We start from the raw sequence: 20,486 nt of genomic DNA, 5'->3' as shown, positions 1-20,486 counted from the left end.
TGCTGCGTGAGGCAACCCGTGTTTAGATCACACAGTGCCAAACACGAGGTTCAAGGTCGACCGCCGGGGCTTTCCCTCCCTGACAGGGCGGATGTCGGGGTCGACAAGATATATTGAAAAAGGGGAAAGGGCGACGTTATGAAAAAACGCGACCTTATGATTTTTGGTTCTATTGCCGCCACGATGGGGCTGACCTTTGGTGTCCAGGCATCCGAGAAAAGCGACATTCTGGCAACCTATGCCAATATTGCTGAGGCGAAATACCAAGACAGCCTTGCAACGGCGAAGAAGCTGCAGTCCGCTGTCGACGCGCTGATCGCCGATCCATCGGCAACCAACTTGAACAAAGCCAAGGCCGCATGGCTGGCTTCTCGCGTGCCTTATCAGCAAACCGAGGTCTATCGCTTTGGCAATGCCATCGTTGATGATTGGGAAGGCAAGGTCAATGCATGGCCGCTGGATGAAGGCCTGATCGATTATGTCGATGCCTCCTATGGCGGTCCGACCGATGAAAATGCCTATGCCGCACTGAATGTCATTGCCAATCCGAAATTCGAGCTGTCTGGCAAGGAAATCGACGCAACCGACATCACCCCTGAGCTTCTGTCAGACACCCTGCACGAAGCCGACGGTGTCGAAGCCAACGTGGCAACCGGTTACCACGCGATCGAGTTCCTGCTCTGGGGTCAGGACACCCATGGTCACGCACATGGGGCCGGGGAACGCGCCTGGACCGACTATGCCAAGGGGGACGCCTGTACCAACGGCCATTGCGACCGTCGCGGGGCTTATCTAAAGGCTGCGACCGATCTGCTGGTCTCCGATCTTGGCTGGATGTCTGCCCAGTGGGCGCCAGAAGGCGATGCACGCAAGGCACTGACCGCCGATGAAAATGCTGGCATCATCACCATTCTGACCGGCATGGGCTCCTTGTCCTATGGGGAACAGGCCGGTGAGCGCATGCGCCTTGGTCTGATGCTGAATGATCCGGAAGAAGAGCATGATTGCTTCTCGGACAACACCCATAACAGCCATTATTATGATGGTCTGGGCATCCAGAATGTCTATCTGGGCGAATATGTCCGGATTGATGGCACCCGGGTCAACGGGGCGTCCCTGTCTGCTCTGGTCACCAAGTCCGACAAGGATCTGGATGCCGAACTGCGGGGCAAACTCTCCACCACCATGATGAAGCTTGGCCGCATCAAATCGGCAGCGGAAGCCGGTTTCAGCTACGATTCCATGCTGGAGCGTGGCAACAAGGGCGGCGAAGCGCTGATCATGGGGGGCGTCGATGCGCTGGTCGACCAGACCAAGAGCATCGAGCGTGTGGTCTCAGCCTTGAAGCTTGATCAGGTTGAGTTTGAAGGCTCCGACAGCCTTGACAATCCAAGCAAGGTTTTTGAATAGATCTCTTGCGGGGTGCGGTTCTCAAGGGCCGCACCCTTTCTCCTGCGAATTGACCATCCTGATGACCCGATTTCTGATCCTCGCCGCCGCAGTCTGCCTTGCAGAGACAGCGTTGGCGGATCCCCTCAGTCCAGCAGACCGGACCGTCCCGGTCATCTATGACGCCATCAACGACGATCCCCACCTTGATCTGGTGCCCCGGACCAAGGCCGAGCGTGCCCGCATCAGGGCGGTGACTGCATACCCGTCTGATTTCTCAAAGCCTCAGCCCTTCGAGCGGATGTCCGCAGGGGCGGCCACAGTCGAAGCGAAGTCGGATGAGCGGGCTTTTGCGCAGCCCTCTGGCAACATGGACTTTGACAAGACCCTCGATTTCGAGCTTGGCAACAGCCTGTTTGAGAAATTATGGGTCTCCTCTCCCTCCTCCACCAAAGCCTCCGATGGTCTCGGCCCGCTTTACAATGCCCGCTCCTGTGGCCGGTGCCACATCAATGACGGGCGTGGCCATCCTCCGCAGAGCGATGAAGACAGTGCGGTCTCGATGCTGCTGCGGGTTTCGGTGCCTGCTGCCTCGCATTCCTTGCAGGACAAGATACCGGGCTATCACGCCTATGGCCCCGATCCAACCTATGGCTACCAGCTGCAGGATTTCGGTGCCGTCGGCCACGGGGCCGAATATCAGCTCAAAGTGAGCTATGAGGAAAAAAAGGTTGCGCTCAATGGCGGTGAGACTGCGACCCTGCAAATGCCGACCTACCAGGTGACAGGACTGGGCTATGGGCCGCTGCACAAGGGTGCAATGCTCAGCCCGCGCGTTGCCCCGGCGATGATCGGGCTAGGCCTGCTCGAAGCCATTCCCGCAGCCGATATTCTGGCCTTGGCCGACCCGGATGATCGCGATGAAGATGGTATTTCAGGTCGACCCAATCGTGTCTGGTCGGTTGAACATGGCCGTCCGATGCTTGGTCGTTTCGGTCTCAAGGCTGGCATGCCCACCGTCCGCCAACAGGCAGCCGATGCCTTTTCCGGTGATATCGGCATCTCGACGCCACTCTTTCAAAAACCGTGGGGCGATTGCACCAAGGCACAGGATCTGTGCCGCGCAGCGCCCCATGGTGATCGCGACAGCCGCGTCTTTGAAGTGGATGAGACCGGCCTTGATCTGGTGACCTTTTATAGCCGTAATCTGGCGGTGCCTGCGCGCAGGCATGTTGATGACCCCGAGGTGCTCCGGGGCAAGATGCTGTTTCATCAGACCGGCTGTGTCGCCTGCCATCGCCCCGCCTTTGTCACCCATCGCTTGGCGGACCGCGCCGAGCAATCCTTCCAGCTGATCTGGCCCTATAGCGACCTTTTGCTCCATGACATGGGGGACGGCTTGGCCGACAATCGTCCCGAAGCGGTTGCCAATGGCCGCGAGTGGCGCACCCCGCCGCTCTGGGGGCTGGGGTTGAGCGAACAGGTAACCGGTAAGGCTAGCTATTTGCATGATGGCCGTGCCCACACGCTGCTTGAAGCGGTTTTGTGGCATGGGGGCGAAGCGCAAAGCCAGCGCGACGCCGTGGTTGCCATGGAACCGGACCAAAGACAGGCCCTGATCCGTTTTTTGACAAGTCTGTAATATGACAGACATGCCGATAAGTGATAAATGTTGGCTTGGCGTCTGTGGGAATGGGGTATTCCTTCGCGCAATGACCGACTGTCAGTCTGCGCACTGTGAGGTGCATGACGGGAACTGGATGCTACAATGCTGAAATACTGCCTCGCCCTTTTTGCCTTGTTGATGGGTACAAGCCCCACATTTGCCGCGACCCCGGCAGAGGAGGTGGACCTTGAGGCGATTGTTCAGGCGCATATCATTCCGCGCTATGAAACGTTGCTCGAACGCGCCGAGGCGCTCGAACAGACCGCCAAAAATGCATGCGGGACCAATCAAGGACAAGTCAGGGATGCCTATCACACGGCCTTTGATGCCTGGATTGCTGTGAGCCATTTGCGCTTTGGTCCCTCAGAGCAGGACGATCGAGCCTTTGCGCTGGCTTTCTGGCCCGACAGCAAGGGCTTCACACCAAAGACCCTTCACCGGCTTTTGAAGGGCGATGATCCGGCGTTGAAGAGCCTTGAAGACTTCCGTCATGTCTCGATTGCGGGGCGGGGTTTCTATGCGCTCGATTTCCTGCTTTATGACAAGCGCTTTGTTGAGACACCTGCCAGGCATTATTGCGATCTCGCCAAGCTGATCACCGCCGACATCACCCACAATGTCGAGGCGATATTGGCGGACTGGCAGACCGATTACGCCACGCGCATCACCGAACCGGGCAACGACATCTACCGCGACAAGGCCGAGGCAGTGCAGCAGATCTACACCGCGCTCAAGACCGGCCTTGAATTCACCGCACAGACCCGGCTTGGCCGCCCGATGGGCAGCTTCAAAAAGCCCCGCCCGCGCCGTGCTGAAGCCTGGCGCTCGGGGCGCTCGCTGCGCAATGTTCAAATGGCGATCGAGTCCACCCGTGAACTGGCGATGATCCTTTCGGACGGCGATGCTGATATCGATGGCCGTTTTGCCAATGCCCTGAAGTTGGCCGAAGACCTCAACGACCCAACCTTTTCCACCGTAGCCACCATTCAGGGGCGTATCCGGGTCGAAGCGTTGCAGGTGGCCATAACCCAGATTCTTGAATATCTGGACGTGTATCTAGCCCAGAAGCTCGGCATTGGCGCTGGTTTCAACTCACTGGATGGAGACTGACAGAATGACCAACCGCCGCTCTTTCATGGCTGGCATGGCAGCGGTCGGCCTGTGTCCGACCCTCACTTGGGCCAGCATTGGTCCGACATCCTATATTTCCGCTGCCAGAAAGAACAATGGCGCTTATGCGTTGTTTGGTTTGAACCATGAAGGAGGCATTTCCTTCGAGGTGCCGTTGCCGGATCGTGGCCATGCGGCAGCCGCCCATCCCAGACAGCCGGAAATTGTTGGTTTTGCGCGTCGGCCAGGTCGATTTGCCCTGGTTGTCGATTGTGTGGATGGCCTGATCCGTCAGGTGCTGGAACCCCCAAGAGGGCGGCATTTCTATGGCCATGGCACCTACACAACGGACGGCAAAATTCTCTTCACCAGCGAAAACGACTTCGAAAACTCGAACGGCATGATTGGCGTCTGGAGCGTGGATCGCTGGTATGAACGCATTGGCGAGTTTCCATCCAATGGCATCGGCCCCCACGATGTCAAACTGATGCCCGACGGCAAGCATCTGGTTGTTGCCAATGGCGGCATCGAAACCCATCCGGACAGCGGCAGACAGAAGCTCAACATCCCGGTGATGGAACCCAATCTGACCTATATGACCCTAAAAGGTGACGTTACAGACCAGCTGGTCTTGCCGCGCCGGATGCACAAAAATTCCATCCGTCATCTCGGCGTCGGCTCGGACGGACAGGTAGCCTTCGGCATGCAATGGCAGGGAGATATCCATAGCAGCCCGGCCCTGATCGGCCTGCATAAGCCGGGGCAGACGCTGCGTCTTCTGGAGGTGCCAGACCATCTGCACCAGCGCCTCAAAGGCTATATTGGCAGCATCGCCTATTCGGCCGAAAGTGGTCTGGTTGCAGCCACATCGCCGCGCGGTAACCTGTTGTTGTTGATGGATGCCCGCACCGGCCATCTGGTCGAAGCGATCGAGGAAGCCGATGTCTGCGGGGTGGCACTTCGTGGCACGGAGCTGATCCGTTCCGCTGGCACTGGCGAGATTTGTGTCAGCTCGGAGGGTGACAGGGTCAGTCGCGAGAGCTACAGCCATCAATGGGACAACCATCTGGTGCCCCTTGCCTGATCCCGCCTGATCAGAGCTTGTCCAAGCTGCCTTGCCGCGATCCTGTCAGGTCTCGTCCTCCAGCGGGATGGTCGGGAAATAGACCCTGATCAGACTGCCGCTGACCGCTTCATCAGGCTGCAGGCTCATTCGCCCATCGAACAGCGCGGCAATTTCCTTGATAATGGCCAGCCCCAGCCCGGTCCCCTTGGTGCTGTGTGACTTGGTTGAAAAGCGGGTTGCACTGGCCAGCGCATCTGCTGGCAAGCCCGGACCATTGTCCTGCACTTCAAGGCAAGCCCAGCGCATGGCGGCAAGGTCGTGAGTGCTATGGTCAGTGGAAGTCTCGGCTTTCAAGGCATCCGCCGACATGGCCGCTCCATCGACAGCGGTCACCCGCACGGTGATTTCGTCGCCGCCAATGGCATGCTTGATGGCATTGTCGATGAGATTTTTCAGCAGCTCCCCGATCAGCACCGGGTCGCCGACACAGATCAAGTGATCCTCACCCTCATACCCCAGATCAAAGCCTGCGGAACTGGCCGTCGGCACGAAAGACATGGTAATTTGCTGTGCCGCATGGGCCAGATCGACCCGTGCCTTGCGCAGTTCCTGCGAGGCTTTCTCATCGACCCGTGCCAGCACCATCATTTGCGAAATCATCCGCTCTGCGTCGCCGATCGCCAGATTGCAGGCATCGAGGGCGTCATGCATGTCTTCGACGGTCTTGGCCCGCTGGGCCACCGTGATCTGGGTGCGGATGATGGTCAATGGCGTTCGGATCTGGTGACTGGCATTGCCGGTAAAATGCTTGAGGGCCGCAATCGCCGTAGCCAGCCCGGCCATGAAGGCATTGATATGCTGGACGAGGCCATTCACCTCTTGCGGCACGGTATGCTCGATGGGGCGCAAGTCATCGTGACTGCGTCGGCCAATGGCCTGTTCCAGCTTTTCCAGAGGCTTCAGGCCCCATGTCACAGCAAACCAGACGATGATGCCAGCCGACAGGATCAGGATCAGATGCCGAAAGGCGCTTCTGAGCAGGATTTCATTGGTCAGCCGTGCCCGTGCCACGGTGGTTTCCGCCACACTGACACGGAAGGGAATCGACTTCAGTCCCGAGGAGGCTGCGGAATGATGCACAGCGATGCGGATGTCATCAAGGCGGTACCGGGAATCATGAAACTGCATTGGCCCAAGTGACAGCAGCCTGGCCGGGCTGTCCGGCACCGGCAACTGCCGATAACCGGTTACGAAACGATTGTCCGGTCCATCAATGCGGTAGAAGACCCGGTCCTGCGCCGCAGAGGTCAGCATGTCGAGGGCCACATAGGGAATATCGACATCAAGCTCGCCGTTGCTATTCACGAAGACCCGTTCGGCGATGGCCAGAACCGAGCCAGCCAGAACCCGATCCGCCGCGTCATTGGCGGTTTGGCGGGCGCTGAAATAGCTGTCGAGCAACGACAGGAGAGAAATCAAGCCAAGCGGCATCAGCAGCCACAGGAGCAACCGCGTGCGCAGGGAATAGGACGCATGGGAAGCCGGGGGCTTCATGCTTGGCCATCCTGTTGTTTGAGATAATAGCCCAGACCGCGGGCGGTGTTGATCTTCACCCCTTGCGGCGCAAGCCGCTTGCGCAGGCGGGATATATATTGCTCCACGGCATTTTCGCTCAACTCATCCTTGAAGCTCGACAGGGATTCCAGAATCTGGGTTTTGGACAAAACCCGCCCATTGGCCAGCATCAGCGCTTCCAGAACGTTGAACTCCCGTGCCGGAATCTCGATTGGCGAGCCATCGGCAAACAGGGTTCGGCTTGTCATGTCGAGGCTGATCGAGCCGAAATCCAGCTTGGCCGCCATGGCCCCCGAGCGTCGCCTGAGCAGCGCCCGGATGCGGGCTTCAAGCTCGGAGATTTCGAACGGTTTGGTGAGATAGTCATCTGCCCCCAGGTCAAGCCCCCGGATACGATCTTCAAGGCCGTCACGTGCCGTGAGGATCAGCACTGGCGTGTCATTTTTCCGGGCCCGCATGGTTTTGAGCACTTCAAACCCGTCCATCTCCGGCAGGTTGAGGTCAAGCAGCGCCAGATCATAGCTCTGGGCGGTCAGTACGGCATCGGCATCGCTGCCACTGTGAACGCAATCAACGGCATAGCCATGGCCTGCAAGGATCTTGACCAGACCCTGAGACAGGGCTGTGTTGTCTTCGATAACCAAAATGCGCATGCATGCCTCCCGCTTGCCGTCTTGTCCTCGTCATAGGATATCCCGACGTCGATGCCCAGCAAATTTTGGGTTTCACGGTCGCAATCATGCCCGTTGCGTGCCATTTCTGAAAGGGTGTCTCTGGCTTTTCACCACAGGAGAGACTTTTCACAAGCAATTATGCATCGGCGACGAAATGCATAGGGTCTTTGGGACAAGCAGGGGAATGCATGGTTGATTGTGCCGGACTGACACGATACCTCTAGAGACAGGCTGCATTTGGGCGGATCAGGGAACCGCACGGATGCAGCGGGCTGAAGATCGATTGGGGAGGATCAAGACGATATGACGCCATCTGTCCGCACGGGAAGGGCTGTCCGCAAGGGAAGGGGCCGACATCCGATATGTTGGCTGAGCGTGATTGCTCTGCTGATCATCAGCTGGATAACGCCGATCCATGCCGCATCGGTGAATGGCACATTGTTTCCAGCGCTCGACCCGGCCAACGAGACGGGCACGGTAACGATCTATTCGTCGCTGGACACCAATCTTTCCATGCCGTTGCTGGAAGCCTTTCGCGCCGCCAATCCCGACATTGCCATTTCCTATGTCGAAATGCTGACGCAGGATGTCTATGAACGGGTAACCACGGAAAGCGACCGGTCGGGCGCAACCGCTGACCTGACCATTTCGTCGGCCATGGATCTTCAGATCAAGCTTGCCAATGATGGCTATGCCCAGCCTGTGGTGGTGCCACAGAAAGACCTTTGGCCCAACTGGGCGAGTTGGCGCAACACGGCCTTTGCCTTGACGTTTGAACCGGCTGTCATCGTCTATCACAAGCCAACCTTCGCCAATACCGAGCCCCCCCATTCGCGCGTGGAGTTGACCAAGCTGCTGCGCGAGCAGGGTGACATCTATTTTGGCCGTGTGGCGACTTATGACATTGAACGCGCCGGGCTCGGTTACATGTTCCTTGCCATGGATGAGAAGCACGATCGCAATCTCTGGGATCTGGTCAGTGCCATGGGCAGCGCGGGCGTCAAGCTCTATTCCAATTCATCGGCCATCCTGCAACGGGTCGCGCAGGGGCAGTTTGCATTGGGTTACAATATTCTCGGATCCTACGCCAACCACTGGGTTGAATCGCACCCCGAACTGGGCATCATCCTGCCAACAGACTATACGCTGGTCATGTCGCGCATCGCGCTAGTGCCCCGAGCCGCCCGTGAGCCGGAGCTGGGCAAACGGTTCCTGACTTTCCTGATGAGTGAGCATGGGCAGGAGATCATGTCCAGGCAGGTTCGCCTGCCAGCGCTTCATCCCATGGTCAGCGGCAAGAACACATTCACGCAGATGTCCAAGACCCATGGCAGCCGACTAAGGCCCATTGCCGTTCGACCAAGCCTGATGGTCTATCTCGATCAGGTCAAGCGCGCCCGCATTGTTGAAAAGTGGAACAAGGCGCTGAAATCGCAGTAAGCGGACAACGGGTCTGAACGCCGGTTAGCCGCCAGCTTTCCGGCGCGGTACTATCCATGCAAAAGCATGCAACCACTTGACATTGCTGGGAATAGGCGTATCGACTGGGATCAGCTTTTCGATGCAACAGCCCTCCCAAGCGGACCATCGCGGTGTCTTATCGCGATGTCTGGCCGCCTTGCTCTGCGTCTGTTGCCGCACTGCCCCTATCGGACGCGTTACAGTTCTGGCTTCCTTGCCGTCTGTCCGGTCCGGATCACGCCACGGAGACCACCAGATGCCCCACTTCAGTCTGGATGGGAACATGATCAAGCAAACAAGTCTGACCCTCGGCATTGGAGCTGTGGGTGGCTTTCTTGCGTCTCTGGCAGGCTTTCCTGCTCCCTATCTGACCGGTTCCGCCATCCTTGTCACTGTCGCCTGCCTGTCCGGCTTTGTTCTCGACATCCCCCACCTGTTGCGCAACATTTGCTTCACAATCATCGGCTTGTCCATGGGCTCCGGAGTGACCCCGGAAGTGATCGACACGATCAGCCTCTGGCCGTTGGCTTCGGTCATTCTGGTCGTCTCATTGCTGGCGACCTTTTTTGGCAGCCGCTCCATGCTCAATCGGCTCTGGGGCTTTGACATGCGTTCGGCAACTTTGGCGTCATCGCCCGGGCATCTGAGCTTCATTCTGGGCCTTTCCAGCCAGAAAAATGTCGATCTTCCGTCGATTTCGATCATTCAGTCGATCCGGGTGATGGCCTTGACCGTGGTGGTCCCGTTTGCGGTGATGATGCTTGGGTTGGGGCATATCGGCAGTTCGGCCCCGCGCCCGATCATGCCCTTGTTCTCGCTTTTGGCCCTTGCTCCGGCCGCCGCAGTGATCGGTCTGGGCCTGTTGCGGATCCGGTTTCCTGCCGCCTTTCTGCTTGGCGGCATGGTGGCTTCGACCAGCGTCCATGTCAGTGGTGTCGTCGAAGGCCAGATGCCCCCATGGCTGACCATGATCGCCTTCGCCGTCATGGGGGCGATCATCGGTAGTCGTTTTTCCAATGTCACCCTGGAGCAGTTGCGACGGGCAGCGGGCGCCGGTCTGGCGGCCATGGCTCTCGCCTCGTTGATGGCCGTCGCCGGGGGAGCGCTGGCTGCATGGTTGCTCGATATGCCCTTGGCGCAATTGCTGATTGCCTTTGCTCCGGGCGGACTGGAAGCCATGGCAGCCATGGCGGTGATCATGGATGTCGACACCACCTTTGTTGCTGCGCAGCATGTCTTCCGTCTGTTGATGCTGACTTTCCTCGCGCCGGCCGTGTTGATGTGGGAGGACAAGGTTCATCCAGAGCCAGACGATTCTGAAAAATAGTCAATGCCATGCAAAAGCCGCAGGGCTGATAGCGCAAACCGCCGCAACTCACGAACCACCTCATGTGGTATTATGTCGCTATAAGGCAAGCAACCCGGAAAGGCTCTGGGCGACTGAATTATGAATTGAAATTGCGACACCCACGTTTGACAGCGAAAAGCCCTGACACGGATCGTGCCGGGGCTTTCTTTTGCCTTCTCTTCACCGGGGGCTGTTTTTCAGCACAACTTCATCCATTTGCATACCCGGATCAAGCGGCCATCCCAAGGCAGGGTGAATCGTCCATCGGCGCATCCAGCTTTTGCAACTCTGCCCAAGGGTGAGGCCTTCCCAAGTTCACAAGTCCGAATAGTTCGTCACAAGTTGCGTCTCTTTTTATTACGAACATTCAACAACTTATGCTTTTCTTTTTTACTACTAAAATTTTAGTTTGACATTTTTCGCGCCTTGATCAGAGAATGGTGGCACCAGTTTTGTCGACTGGCCAACTTACTTTGGGAGGAGTAAAGAATGCGGAATATTCTGCTATCGGCAGTGGCCCTTTCGGCCATGATTGCCACATCCTCTGCCGTTCAGGCAGACAGCGCTGCCGCCAAGAAATGGATCGATTCCGAATTCCAGCCATCCGTTCTGACGAAAGACGAACAGATGAAGGAAATGGACTGGTTCATCAAGGCAGCCGAACCATTCAAGGGCATGGAGATCAACGTCCTGTCCGAAGGCATTCCGACCCATTCCTACGAGTCGGAAGTGCTGACCAAGGCCTTTGAGGAAATCACCGGGATCAAGGTCAACCACCAGATCCTTGGGGAAGGAGAAGTGGTACAGGCCGTCCAGACGCAGATGCAGACCAAGCGCAATCTGTATGACGCCTATGTCAACGATTCCGATTTGATCGGCACCCATTCCCGCCTGCAGCTGGCCTACAATCTGACCAAATTCATGCAAGGCGACGCCAAGGATGTGACCAACCCGGGTCTCGATCTTGGGGACTTTATGGGCACCCAGTTCACCACTGGCCCGGATGGCGACCTTTACCAGCTGCCAGACCAGCAATTTGCCAACCTCTATTGGTTCCGCAAGGACTGGTTCGACAATCCCGACATTCAGGCCAAGTTCAAGGCGAAATATGGCTATGATCTGGGTGTGCCGGTTAACTGGTCCGCTTATGAAGACATTGCCGAATTCTTCTCCAATGACGTCAAGGAAATTGACGGTGTCCAGATCTATGGCCACATGGATTATGGCAAGCGCGCGCCGGACCTTGGTTGGCGCATGACCGATGCCTGGCTGTCGATGGCCGGTGCTGGCTCCAAAGGCGAGCCGAACGGTGTGCCGATCGATGAATGGGGCATTCGCATGGAAAAAGGCTCCTGTAACCCGGTCGGTGCCTCTGTCACCCGTGGCGGTGCTGCCAACGGTCCTGCCGCTGTCTATGCCATCCGCAAATGGGACGAATGGCTGCGCAATTATGCCCCTCCGGGTGCCGCTTCCTACGACTTCTACCAGTCCCTGCCAGCGCTCAGCCAAGGCAACGTCGCCCAGCAGATCTTCTGGTACACCGCTTTCACCGCCGACATGGTGAAGCCGAAGTCCGAAGGCAACAACACCGTGGATGATGCGGGCAACCCATTGTGGCGCATGGCGCCAAGCCCTCATGGTCCATACTGGGAAAAAGGCCAGAGGGTTGGCTATCAGGATGTGGGTTCTTGGACGATCCTCAAATCCACCCCTGTTGATCGCGCCAAAGCCGCTTGGCTCTATGCCCAGTTCGTGGTCTCCAAGACCGTTGACGTGAAAAAGTCCCACGTTGGTCTGACCTTCATCCGTGACAGCTCGGTCAATCATGAGAGCTTCTCCGAGCGGTCTCAGAAACTGGGTGGTCTGGTCGAATTCTACCGCTCGCCGGATCGTACTGCATGGTCGCCAACCGGCATCAACGTGCCTGATTATCCAAAATTGGCCCAGTTGTGGTGGCAAAATATCGGGGACGTGAACTCCGGTGCCTTCACCCCACAGGAAGCCATGGATCGTCTGGCCGGTGAAATGGATCAGGTCATGGCCCGCATGCAGGTCGCAGACGAACGCGCCAATGTCTATGGCGGCTGTGGTCCGCGTCTGAATGAAGAGAAAGACGCCGATTGGTGGTACCAGAATGGCGGCGCCAAGCCGAAACTGGACAATGAGAAGCCGCAGGGCGAGACCGTCAATTATGACGATCTGGTTGCACGGTGGAACGCCAACTAACAAAGACCAAACCGACCGGCCGGGGTCTCCCCGGTCGGCCTTCGGTGAGCATCTCGTCTCATCCAAATCCTCCGCCCTGCCATCAACCGGCTGTCAGCTTTGCATGCGACTGACCGGCCGGGGCAGGTGCATCCGAAAAAGCCTCGGTTAGCAGAGGCACCTATACCAGCAAGTCGGACCAACAGTAGGGCAGCAAGTCAGGTCGGCATGGCCGACCGGGGTGATTTCAAACATGACGCTAGAACTCAAAGGCATCACCAAGCAGGTCGATGGACGCCTCCATATCAAGGAGACCTCGCTGCGCCTTGAGCCGGGACATTTCAATGTTCTGCTCGGCGAAACCGGAGCGGGCAAAACCTCGCTCATCAAGCTGATGGCGGGGCTGGATCGCTGCGCCTCTGGCACCATCGAAATGGACGGGGTGGATGTCACCAAACAGACCACCCAGCAGCGGACCATTTCGCTGGTCCACCAGTTCTTCGTCAACTATCCGCATATGTCCGTGTTCGAAAACATCGCCTCGCCGCTGAAGGTGGCAGGCATGGCCAAGTCGGAAATCGAAGGCCGTGTCGAGGAAGCTGCCGATTTGTTGCAACTGCGCCCGATGCTCCATCGCCGCCCACACGAACTGTCCGGCGGCCAGCAGCAGCGCACAGCGCTTGCCCGTGCCATCGCCAAGGAAAGCAAGGCCGTGTTCCTCGATGAACCTCTGGCCAACCTCGACTACAAGCTGCGTGAAGAGCTGCGTGCCCAGTTGCCCGAGCTGTTTGCCGGGCGCGGAGCCGTGGTGGTCTATGCTACCTCCGAGCCGGAAGAAGCCCTGTTGTTGGGCGGCTATACCGCCCTGATGGAAGATGGCCGTGTCACCCAGTTTGGCAAAACCGCTGAAGTCTATCGAGATCCTCATGATCTGGTCTCTGCCGATGTCTTTTCCGATCCGCCGATCAATGCAGCCCGGATCACCAAACAGGGCAGCGAAATCCGCCTCAATGGCCATGTCACTTGGCAGGCCTCCGGTCCGTCGGCCGATCTCGCCGACGGCGATTATGAAATCGCTATCCGCCCCCATCATGTCAGCCCGGTGCGCCGGGGCGATCATCATGTGGCCATGACCGGAACCGTGCTGGTGACCGAGCTGAGTGGTTCGGAGTCGAGCGCCCATTTTCGCTTGGGCGATCGTTCCTGGGTGTCACTGGCCCACGGGGTCCATCCCTACAAGGTCGGGGACGACCATGTCTTCTACATGGACCCGGCGGACTGCTTCTATTTCCACCCGGACGGTCAACGGGCGCGCTGATGCCATTTGCCCGCTATTCCATTTGGGAGCGGGCATCCCGGTAGCAACCCGTTTCGCATTTTCAGCATCGCGCGATGGCCAGAACCACCAAGGGCTCACAATAGCCAGCCATAGCAGCCGATGCGTTTGAAGGAACAGCACTCATGGCAAAGATTACGCTTTCAGGTTTGCGGCATTCCTATTATCCGAACCCCAAGGGACCGGATGATTATGCCCTCAAGCAGTTGGATATTTCCTGGCAGGATGGCGGGGCCTACGCTTTGTTGGGGCCATCGGGCTGCGGCAAGTCGACCTTGCTCAACATCATTTCCGGTCTTCTGGTCCCCTCGGAAGGCAAGATCCTGTTTGACGAACAGGATGTGACGACCCTCAAACCGGCTGAGCGCAACATCGCGCAGGTTTTCCAGTTCCCGGTCATCTATGACACGATGAGCGTCTATGACAATCTTGCCTTCCCCTTACGCAATCGCGGCGTGGACGAAGCCACCGTCCGCACCCGCGTGATGGCCATCGCCACCATGCTCGAGGTGACCGACATGCTCAAGGTCAAGGCAGCGGGCCTGTCGCCGGACAACAAGCAGAAAATCTCCATGGGCCGCGGCTTGGTGCGCGAGGATATCAATGTGGTGATGTTCGACGAGCCACTGACCGTTATCGATCCCCATCTCAAATGGAAGCTGCGCTCGAAACTGAAAGAACTGCATCAGGAACTCCGGGCCACCATGATCTATGTAACCCACGACCAGACCGAGGCGCTGACCTTCGCCGATCAGGTGGTGGTGATGCAGGACGGCGAAGTGGTCCAGATCGGCACCCCGGTGGAATTATTTGAACGCCCCACCCACACCTTTGTCGGCCATTTCATCGGCTCGCCGGGCATGAATATCCTGCCCTGTGAGGTGAAAGGCAGCGCGGCCCTGTTCCATGGCAACCAAATTGCCCTTGAAGGCGATATCACCGGCGGGGCAACGGGCGGCAGTGGCGGCAAGACCGAAATTGGTGTCCGGCCAGAGCATATCGCCTTTGCCGAAACCGGCCTTGCCGCGCGCGTCCGCAAGGTCGCGGATGTTGGCCGTCACAATGTGGTCGAAGCGATGGTTGGCGACACGTCCATTTCCGTCATCACCGAACAGCAGCCCCCCAATCCGGGCGACGAAGTGCATCTGGCGCTCGATGCCGACCGCACCCGTCTTTACCGGGATGGTTGGATCGCCACGGCCCGCAAAGGAGCATGACAATGAAAAGCGTCAATCAAAAAGCCTGGTTCTTCGTTCTGCCCGTCCTCGTGCTGGTGGCCTTCAACGCCCTCATCCCGATGATGACCGTGGTCAATTATTCGGTGCAGGAAACCTTTGGCGACAATCTGTTTTTCTGGCAGGGGCTGGACTGGTTCCAACAGATCCTCACCTCCGAGCGCTTCCACAATGCGCTGGGGCGCCAGTTCCTGTTCACCGGCCTCATTCTGGTGATCGAAGTGCCGCTCGGCATCGCCATCGCTTTGTCGATGCCGAAAAAGGGCTTCTGGGTGCCGGTCTGCCTGGTCACCATGGCCTTGCCCATGCTGATTCCGTGGAATGTGGTCGGCGCGATGTGGAACATCTTCACCCTGCCGGATATCGGCCTGCTCGGCTACTTCATGAACCACACCTTGGGCATCGACTATAACATGACCCAAAGCCCCTTTGCCGCTTGGGTGACAATCATCGTCATGGATGTCTGGCACTGGACCTCGCTGGTGGTTTTGCTCTCCTATGCCGGTCTGGTTTCGATCCCTGATGCCTTCTATCAGGCCGCCGAGGTGGATGGCGCCTCGCGCTGGGCGGTCTTCCGCTACATCCAACTGCCAAAAATGAAGCAGGTGCTGACCATCGCCATCCTGCTGCGCTTCATGGACAGCTTCAACATCTATACCGAACCCTTCACCCTGACCGGAGGGGGACCGGGCAACTCGACGACGCTTCTGTCCATCGACCTCGTCAAGATCGCCCTTGGCCAGTTCGACCTCGGCCCGGCGGCTGCCATGTCGCTGATCTATTTCGCCATCACGCTTCTGGTGTCCTGGCTCTTCTACACCCTGATGAACCGCGATGTTCAGCAGGTCGACAAGCCAACTGACCACTAGGGAGGATCGGATCATGAAAAAAAGATACATCGTACCAACCCTCTATATCCTGTTCCTGATGCTGCCGATCTATTGGCTGCTGGCCATGAGCTTCAAGACCACAGGCGAAATCCTGTCCGGCTTCACGCTTGTTCCCCAGACATGGACCTTGGACAATTACCGGGTGATCTTCACCGACCCGACCTGGTATTGGGGCTATATCAACTCGATCACCTATGTGGTGATCAACACCATCATTTCGGTCAGTGTGGCCTTGCCCGCAGCCTATGCTTTCTCGCGCTACAAGTTTTTGGGCGACAAGCAGCTCTTTTTCTGGCTCCTGACCAACCGCATGGCCCCGGCTGCCGTCTTTGCGCTGCCCTTCTTCCAGCTCTATTCTGCCATTGGCCTGTTTGACACTCATCTGGCGGTGGCGCTCGCTCACTGTCTGTTCAACATTCCGCTGGCAGTCTGGATTTTGGAGGGTTTCATGGGCGGCGTGCCGAAGGAATTGGATGAAACCGCCTTTGTTGACGGCTATTCCTTCCCGCGCTTCTTTACCACCATCTTTCTGCCAACCATCAGTGCCGGGGTCGGTGTGGCAGCCTTCTTCTGCTTCATGTTCTCATGGGTGGAACTTTTGCTCGCCAAAACCCTGACGGCGGTGGCTGCCAAGCCGATTGCCGCCACGATGACCAAGACGGCCTCAAGCGCCGGTTATGAATTGGGACTGCTGGCCGCCGCCGGGGCCCTGACCATCATTCCCGGCGCGGTCGTGATCTATTTCGTGCGTAACTATATTGCCAAGGGCTTTGCCCTGGGGAGGGTATGATGCTCAGTTGGATGGCATGGACGTGGCCAACGGCGTTGGTTTTCATCGGAATTTTCTCGGCGATGGGTATCATCACGGCGCTGGAAATCCGCAATCCCGGTGGCGACGAGCGTCTGGGTGCGCTCGGCCTCGTCACCACCCGCGGCGATCGCCTCTTCATCTCGCTTTTGGGCTCAGCCTATATTTTCCTCGCCTGGCTTGGTCTGTTTGGCATGCCGCTCTGGGCGCCGCTCGGACTGGCGCTTGCCTGGGCGACCTTCTGCTTCTGGAAAGTCTAGTGAAAAGCGCGAATTCAAGCCATTCATGCGCCAAAATTCCAAAAAAGGCTTGGATCTGCGAAAACTTTAGTATTTACTGATCATACCTTCTGCGCGTGGTGGATTTCCAGCGAGGGCAGGGGATGAAAAGGGGAGCAGGGTCCTTTTCCGATATTTGGGAAGAGCGGAACGGGCCCGCCTCATGAAACGACGGTTTGCCAGCGGGAATTCTTATGCGCAAAAAGAAAAGAAGCGAATTTCTGACCGAGGTCGAGTTGGAATTTATGACCCGACTTTGGGAGCTGGGTGAGGCAAATGTGCGCGATATTCTGGCCATGTTGCCACCTGATCGCGACCTTGCCTACACATCCGCCGCAACGATCATGAGGATTTTGGAGCAAAAGAACTTTGTCGAAAGCCGAAAAGAGGGCAAGACGCATGTCTATCAAGCCCTGCTGACAAAGGATTCTTATCAGACGCGGTTTCTGAAGGATATTTCGGAGAAACTCTTCGACAATACCCCGGCAGCACTCGTGGCGCGACTGGTCGATGATGACGACCTGTCAGAGGAAGCGCTCGACGAGATCCGCGCACTGGTGGAGGGGAGGATGAAGAATGATAACGGTCGGTTCGATCCTTGATGTCTATCTGAATGTAAACATCCTGCTGATTGCCGCTTTTGGAATTTGGGTTGGAACGCGTGCCACCATGAGGGCCACCGGCATTGCCGGCGACAAGGCCTTGGCGCTCAAACTGCTCAAGATGCTGGTCTTGAGCTGTTTCCTGTTCCCCCTTTTGGTCATGGTGTCCGATCAGATGATGCGTCCCCAAGGGGCGGAACATGCGCTGTCCTTCAGTCTGTCCGATCTGATGGTCTCGCAATATCTGCAAGGCTCCCTTGATATCAAGGCAGCCGAGCTGGATCTCTTGTTGGGCCTTCGCGCCCGGTTGACCGATGATTTCCTTGCGCTTCAAAGCGGGTTTGCACTGATCACCGCAGGCCTTCTGGGCCTCGGGCTTCTTATAGGGCTTGGCCGTCTATGCCTCAGCCTTTATCGCCTCCATGTGATCCTGAACAAAAGCTATGAATGGCGCAGCTTTGGCAATGTCCATCTGATCCTGTCGGAAACCGTGACGACGCCTTTTTCGACACGCAGCCTGTTCCGTCGCTACATCGTGGTGCCGGTCGACATGCTCGCGCGAAGCAAGGATCTGCGTATGGCTTTGGGCCATGAGTTCCAGCATTTGCGGCAACGGGACACAGAGTGGGAGCTGGTGCTAGAATTTCTGCGCCCGGTCTTTTTCTGGAATCCGGCCTTCCATTTCCTCAAGCGTGATATCGAGCGCTTGCGAGAACTGAGCTGCGATCAGCAGGTGATCTCCCGCAATGGCGTCGACATCCGCGACTATTGCGAATGCCTGCTTAGAACCTGCGAGTTGGGCCTGCGCCGCCGCGAGCAAACCTTGCGGGCCCGTCCCAGCGTTGCCTTTGTGCAGCTCGATCTGTCGATCACCGGAAAACCATCCTCGGCCTTCCTTGAACAGCGGATGCTGACCCTGCTGGCTGGTGGCAATGCCAAACGCAATCGTGCGCTTTTTTCCGCCATTCTGATTCCGGTGTTGGCATTGGTCGGGCTGGTCGCGGTGATGATGCAAAAGCCAAACGACTGGAGCCATGAGCGGATCATGTTCTCCACTGTCATCAATCTTGATCGTCTGGCGGCTCGCAACCGCTAAAGGCACTCACAGACTACAGGTCTTTCATCAGGCACTGTCCGCGTCGGGCAGTGCCTGATTGCTGTGTCGACAAAAAAACCGCACTGGAAACACTTCCAGCGCGGCTTTCTTGAATGCGATGGTCAGGCGCTTATGGGGTGGCGCCCGGCTTCATGCCACCGCTCACCTGTCCGGCGGGACGGACAAGCATCAGGAAGGCAACCAGCGCGGCCAAGGCGATGAACACCGAAGCGATGTTGGAGAAGGTTGCCGGAAGGCCGAGACCGATTTTGGCCTGCAGGATGAAGGCAGCATCCACTGCGGTCATGAAGACGGCAGGAACGGTTGCGATCCAGTGGAACTTGGCATTGCGGGCCAGCCAGATGGCGGCGGACCACAGAACCAGCATCGACAACATCTGATTTGACCAGCCGAAATAACGCCAGACCACTGCGAATGGCACTTGCGAAATCATGAAGGCAATGGCGAACAGCGGCAGGGCGATCATCAGACGCTTGGCAATCTTGGTCTGATCCATGCGGAAGCTTTCAGCCAGAATAAGGCGTGTGGACCGGAACGCCGTGTCACCGGAGGTGATGGGCAGAACGATCACGCCAAGAATGGCAAGGAAGCCGCCGACTGGGCCGAGCAGGGTGTTGCAGACCTCATTGACGACAGCAGCTGGCGAGCCAGATGCGATCACGGCCTGAAGGGCTCCGGAATTCTCATAGAAGGAAACACCGGCAGCAACCCAGATCAGGGCAATGATGCCTTCAACGATCATGGCACCGTAGAAGATCGGGCGGCCATGTTTTTCGTTGCGCATGCAGCGCGCCATCAGAGGCGACTGGGTGGAATGGAAGCCGGAAATGGCACCACACGACAGGGTGATGAAGAGCAATGGCCAGATTGGCAGCTCTTTGGGATGCACGTTGGTGGCAAAGTCAAGGTTCGGCATCAATTCATAGCCATTGAAGATCAGACCGCCGAGAACGCCGAAGGTCATGAACAGCAACAGCACGCCGAAGATTGGATAGAGGCTGCCGATGATCTTGTCGATCGGCAGGATCGTGGCGATGAAATAATAGACGAAGATTGCACCGATCAGCAGGGATACGTTGAAGCCGGTCATGTTGGAGAGCAGTTTCGCCGGGCCGAGAATGAAGACCACGCCGACCAGCAGCAAAAGAACGACAGAGAAGACACGCAGGACCTGACGGGCCGCCATGCCCATTTCATCACCGACCACTTCCGGAATCGACTTGCCGCCGGACCGGACCGACAGCATGCCGGAGAAATAGTCATGCACACCACCGGCAAAGATCGAACCGATGACCACCCACAGCATGGCCTGCGGGCCATAAAGGGCGCCTAGGATCGGGCCGAAGATCGGGCCAAGACCGGCAATGTCGAGCAGCTGAATGAAGAAGACCTTCCAGGTTGGCATATTGACATAGTCAACGCCGTCTTCCTTGGTCCAGCATGGAGTTTTGCGGTTCGGTTCCGGGCCGAATATTTTTTCGACAAAGACACCGTAGGTGAAATAGCCGAGCACGAGCAGCCCGACACAGATGAGGAAAAAGAGCATCCTATCTTCTCCTTGCAAAGATAAAGCTCTGAGCATGTTGGCAGGGATAAGACAATCCCTGCAGCGGCTCTAAGTGGAACGACGAGCAGGTTAAAATCGGCCCGAAAATATGTCTGAAGCGCTTCGTGCGACAAGAGATTCTCGCTGAAACGTCGCTTTGAGCCTCTGAAATGCACTTTG

The 20,486-nt window shown here is 57.4% G+C and carries 17 protein-coding genes; 14 read left to right on the top strand and 3 right to left on the bottom strand.

The window, feature by feature from the left end; translation table 11 throughout:
- Positions 1 to 183 precede the first annotated feature (183 nt).
- The 4 genes from FDK21_RS11275 to FDK21_RS11260 all read left to right on the top strand — a co-directional run bounded on the left by FDK21_RS11275 (position 184) and on the right by FDK21_RS11260 (position 5,249).
- Positions 184 to 1,410, top strand: a complete 1,227-nt coding sequence (locus tag FDK21_RS11275; RefSeq protein ID WP_246657556.1) for an imelysin family protein — start codon at positions 184 to 186, stop codon at positions 1,408 to 1,410.
- Positions 1,411 to 1,471: 61 nt separating this feature from the next.
- A complete protein-coding gene (locus tag FDK21_RS11270; RefSeq protein ID WP_138148568.1) occupies positions 1,472 to 3,031 on the top strand; it encodes a di-heme oxidoredictase family protein in 1,560 nt (519 codons plus the stop codon).
- Between the two features lie 126 nt (positions 3,032 to 3,157).
- The gene (locus tag FDK21_RS11265) at positions 3,158 to 4,165 is read left to right on the top strand and encodes an imelysin family protein (RefSeq protein ID WP_210238746.1); all 1,008 of its coding nucleotides are present in this window, start codon (positions 3,158 to 3,160) and stop codon (positions 4,163 to 4,165) included.
- Positions 4,166 to 4,169: 4 nt separating this feature from the next.
- The gene (locus FDK21_RS11260) at positions 4,170 to 5,249 is read left to right on the top strand and encodes a DUF1513 domain-containing protein (protein ID WP_138148567.1); all 1,080 of its coding nucleotides are present in this window, start codon (positions 4,170 to 4,172) and stop codon (positions 5,247 to 5,249) included.
- A 45-nt stretch (positions 5,250 to 5,294) separates the two neighbouring features.
- Here FDK21_RS11260 and FDK21_RS11255 read toward each other — a convergent pair whose 3' ends face one another.
- On the bottom strand, positions 5,295 to 6,785 hold the full coding sequence (locus FDK21_RS11255) for a sensor histidine kinase (protein ID WP_138148566.1): 1,491 nt from the start codon (positions 6,783 to 6,785) through the stop codon (positions 5,295 to 5,297).
- Positions 6,782 to 7,459: a response regulator transcription factor gene (locus FDK21_RS11250; protein ID WP_114007811.1), complete on the bottom strand. Its 678-nt coding sequence runs from the start codon at positions 7,457 to 7,459 to the stop codon at positions 6,782 to 6,784. The genes FDK21_RS11255 and FDK21_RS11250 overlap by 4 nt, the downstream gene beginning before the upstream one ends.
- A gap of 396 nt (positions 7,460 to 7,855) precedes the next feature.
- Between FDK21_RS11250 and FDK21_RS11245 the strand changes: the two genes are divergently transcribed.
- The 10 genes from FDK21_RS11245 to FDK21_RS11200 all read left to right on the top strand — a co-directional run bounded on the left by FDK21_RS11245 (position 7,856) and on the right by FDK21_RS11200 (position 18,739).
- Complete coding sequence (locus FDK21_RS11245) at positions 7,856 to 8,920, top strand: ABC transporter substrate-binding protein (RefSeq protein ID WP_246657551.1); 1,065 nt, start codon at positions 7,856 to 7,858, stop codon at positions 8,918 to 8,920.
- Positions 8,921 to 9,224: 304 nt separating this feature from the next.
- On the top strand, positions 9,225 to 10,268 hold the full coding sequence (locus tag FDK21_RS11240; protein WP_157967508.1) for an AbrB family transcriptional regulator: 1,044 nt from the start codon (positions 9,225 to 9,227) through the stop codon (positions 10,266 to 10,268).
- 510 nt (positions 10,269 to 10,778) lie between these two features.
- Entirely contained in the window at positions 10,779 to 12,515 is a 1,737-nt protein-coding gene (locus FDK21_RS11235) for an ABC transporter substrate-binding protein (RefSeq protein ID WP_138148563.1), read from the top strand.
- 232 nt (positions 12,516 to 12,747) lie between these two features.
- Positions 12,748 to 13,812, top strand: coding sequence for an ABC transporter ATP-binding protein (locus FDK21_RS11230; RefSeq protein ID WP_114007807.1), 1,065 nt, complete (start codon positions 12,748 to 12,750; stop codon positions 13,810 to 13,812).
- A 143-nt stretch (positions 13,813 to 13,955) separates the two neighbouring features.
- Positions 13,956 to 15,047, top strand: coding sequence for an ABC transporter ATP-binding protein (locus FDK21_RS11225; RefSeq protein ID WP_138148562.1), 1,092 nt, complete (start codon positions 13,956 to 13,958; stop codon positions 15,045 to 15,047).
- Positions 15,044 to 15,934 carry a sugar ABC transporter permease gene (locus FDK21_RS11220; protein ID WP_198662769.1) on the top strand — a complete coding sequence of 297 codons (891 nt, stop codon included), beginning with the start codon at positions 15,044 to 15,046 and terminating at the stop codon, positions 15,932 to 15,934. The genes FDK21_RS11225 and FDK21_RS11220 overlap by 4 nt, the downstream gene beginning before the upstream one ends.
- Positions 15,935 to 15,947: 13 nt before the next feature.
- Positions 15,948 to 16,745, top strand: coding sequence for a carbohydrate ABC transporter permease (locus FDK21_RS11215; RefSeq protein ID WP_138148561.1), 798 nt, complete (start codon positions 15,948 to 15,950; stop codon positions 16,743 to 16,745).
- On the top strand, positions 16,745 to 17,023 hold the full coding sequence (locus tag FDK21_RS11210) for a DUF2160 domain-containing protein (RefSeq protein ID WP_114007803.1): 279 nt from the start codon (positions 16,745 to 16,747) through the stop codon (positions 17,021 to 17,023). The genes FDK21_RS11215 and FDK21_RS11210 overlap by 1 nt, the downstream gene beginning before the upstream one ends.
- Positions 17,024 to 17,235: 212 nt before the next feature.
- Positions 17,236 to 17,643, top strand: coding sequence for a BlaI/MecI/CopY family transcriptional regulator (locus tag FDK21_RS11205; protein WP_114007802.1), 408 nt, complete (start codon positions 17,236 to 17,238; stop codon positions 17,641 to 17,643).
- The gene (locus FDK21_RS11200; protein ID WP_114007801.1) at positions 17,618 to 18,739 is read left to right on the top strand and encodes a M56 family metallopeptidase; all 1,122 of its coding nucleotides are present in this window, start codon (positions 17,618 to 17,620) and stop codon (positions 18,737 to 18,739) included. The genes FDK21_RS11205 and FDK21_RS11200 overlap by 26 nt, the downstream gene beginning before the upstream one ends.
- A 130-nt stretch (positions 18,740 to 18,869) precedes the next feature.
- On the opposite strand, the gene FDK21_RS11195 is transcribed toward FDK21_RS11200, so the two are convergent.
- Positions 18,870 to 20,306 carry a carbon starvation protein A gene (locus FDK21_RS11195; protein WP_114007800.1) on the bottom strand — a complete coding sequence of 479 codons (1,437 nt, stop codon included), beginning with the start codon at positions 20,304 to 20,306 and terminating at the stop codon, positions 18,870 to 18,872.
- Positions 20,307 to 20,486 lie beyond the last annotated feature (180 nt).

The sequence above is a fragment of the Cohaesibacter sp. CAU 1516 genome, assembly GCF_005771485.1.
Classification (GTDB): Bacteria; Pseudomonadota; Alphaproteobacteria; order Rhizobiales; family Cohaesibacteraceae; genus Cohaesibacter; species Cohaesibacter intestini.
Note: the sequence above shows the minus strand (reverse complement) of the source record. Positions and strands in the feature narration are given on the sequence as shown.

Coding starts and splice junctions, on each gene's coding strand:
- FDK21_RS11275 (WP_246657556.1), top strand. CDS start 184: ATGGGGCTGACCTTTGGTGTCCAGGCATCCGAGAAAAGCGACATTCTG.
- FDK21_RS11270 (WP_138148568.1), top strand. CDS start 1,472: ATGACCCGATTTCTGATCCTCGCCGCCGCAGTCTGCCTTGCAGAGACA.
- FDK21_RS11265 (WP_210238746.1), top strand. CDS start 3,158: ATGCTGAAATACTGCCTCGCCCTTTTTGCCTTGTTGATGGGTACAAGC.
- FDK21_RS11260 (WP_138148567.1), top strand. CDS start 4,170: ATGACCAACCGCCGCTCTTTCATGGCTGGCATGGCAGCGGTCGGCCTG.
- FDK21_RS11255 (WP_138148566.1), bottom strand. CDS start 6,785: ATGAAGCCCCCGGCTTCCCATGCGTCCTATTCCCTGCGCACGCGGTTG.
- FDK21_RS11250 (WP_114007811.1), bottom strand. CDS start 7,459: ATGCGCATTTTGGTTATCGAAGACAACACAGCCCTGTCTCAGGGTCTG.
- FDK21_RS11240 (WP_157967508.1), top strand. CDS start 9,225: ATGATCAAGCAAACAAGTCTGACCCTCGGCATTGGAGCTGTGGGTGGC.
- FDK21_RS11235 (WP_138148563.1), top strand. CDS start 10,779: ATGCGGAATATTCTGCTATCGGCAGTGGCCCTTTCGGCCATGATTGCC.
- FDK21_RS11230 (WP_114007807.1), top strand. CDS start 12,748: ATGACGCTAGAACTCAAAGGCATCACCAAGCAGGTCGATGGACGCCTC.
- FDK21_RS11225 (WP_138148562.1), top strand. CDS start 13,956: ATGGCAAAGATTACGCTTTCAGGTTTGCGGCATTCCTATTATCCGAAC.
- FDK21_RS11220 (WP_198662769.1), top strand. CDS start 15,044: ATGACAATGAAAAGCGTCAATCAAAAAGCCTGGTTCTTCGTTCTGCCC.
- FDK21_RS11215 (WP_138148561.1), top strand. CDS start 15,948: ATGAAAAAAAGATACATCGTACCAACCCTCTATATCCTGTTCCTGATG.
- FDK21_RS11210 (WP_114007803.1), top strand. CDS start 16,745: ATGCTCAGTTGGATGGCATGGACGTGGCCAACGGCGTTGGTTTTCATC.
- FDK21_RS11205 (WP_114007802.1), top strand. CDS start 17,236: ATGCGCAAAAAGAAAAGAAGCGAATTTCTGACCGAGGTCGAGTTGGAA.
- FDK21_RS11200 (WP_114007801.1), top strand. CDS start 17,618: ATGATAACGGTCGGTTCGATCCTTGATGTCTATCTGAATGTAAACATC.
- FDK21_RS11195 (WP_114007800.1), bottom strand. CDS start 20,306: ATGCTCTTTTTCCTCATCTGTGTCGGGCTGCTCGTGCTCGGCTATTTC.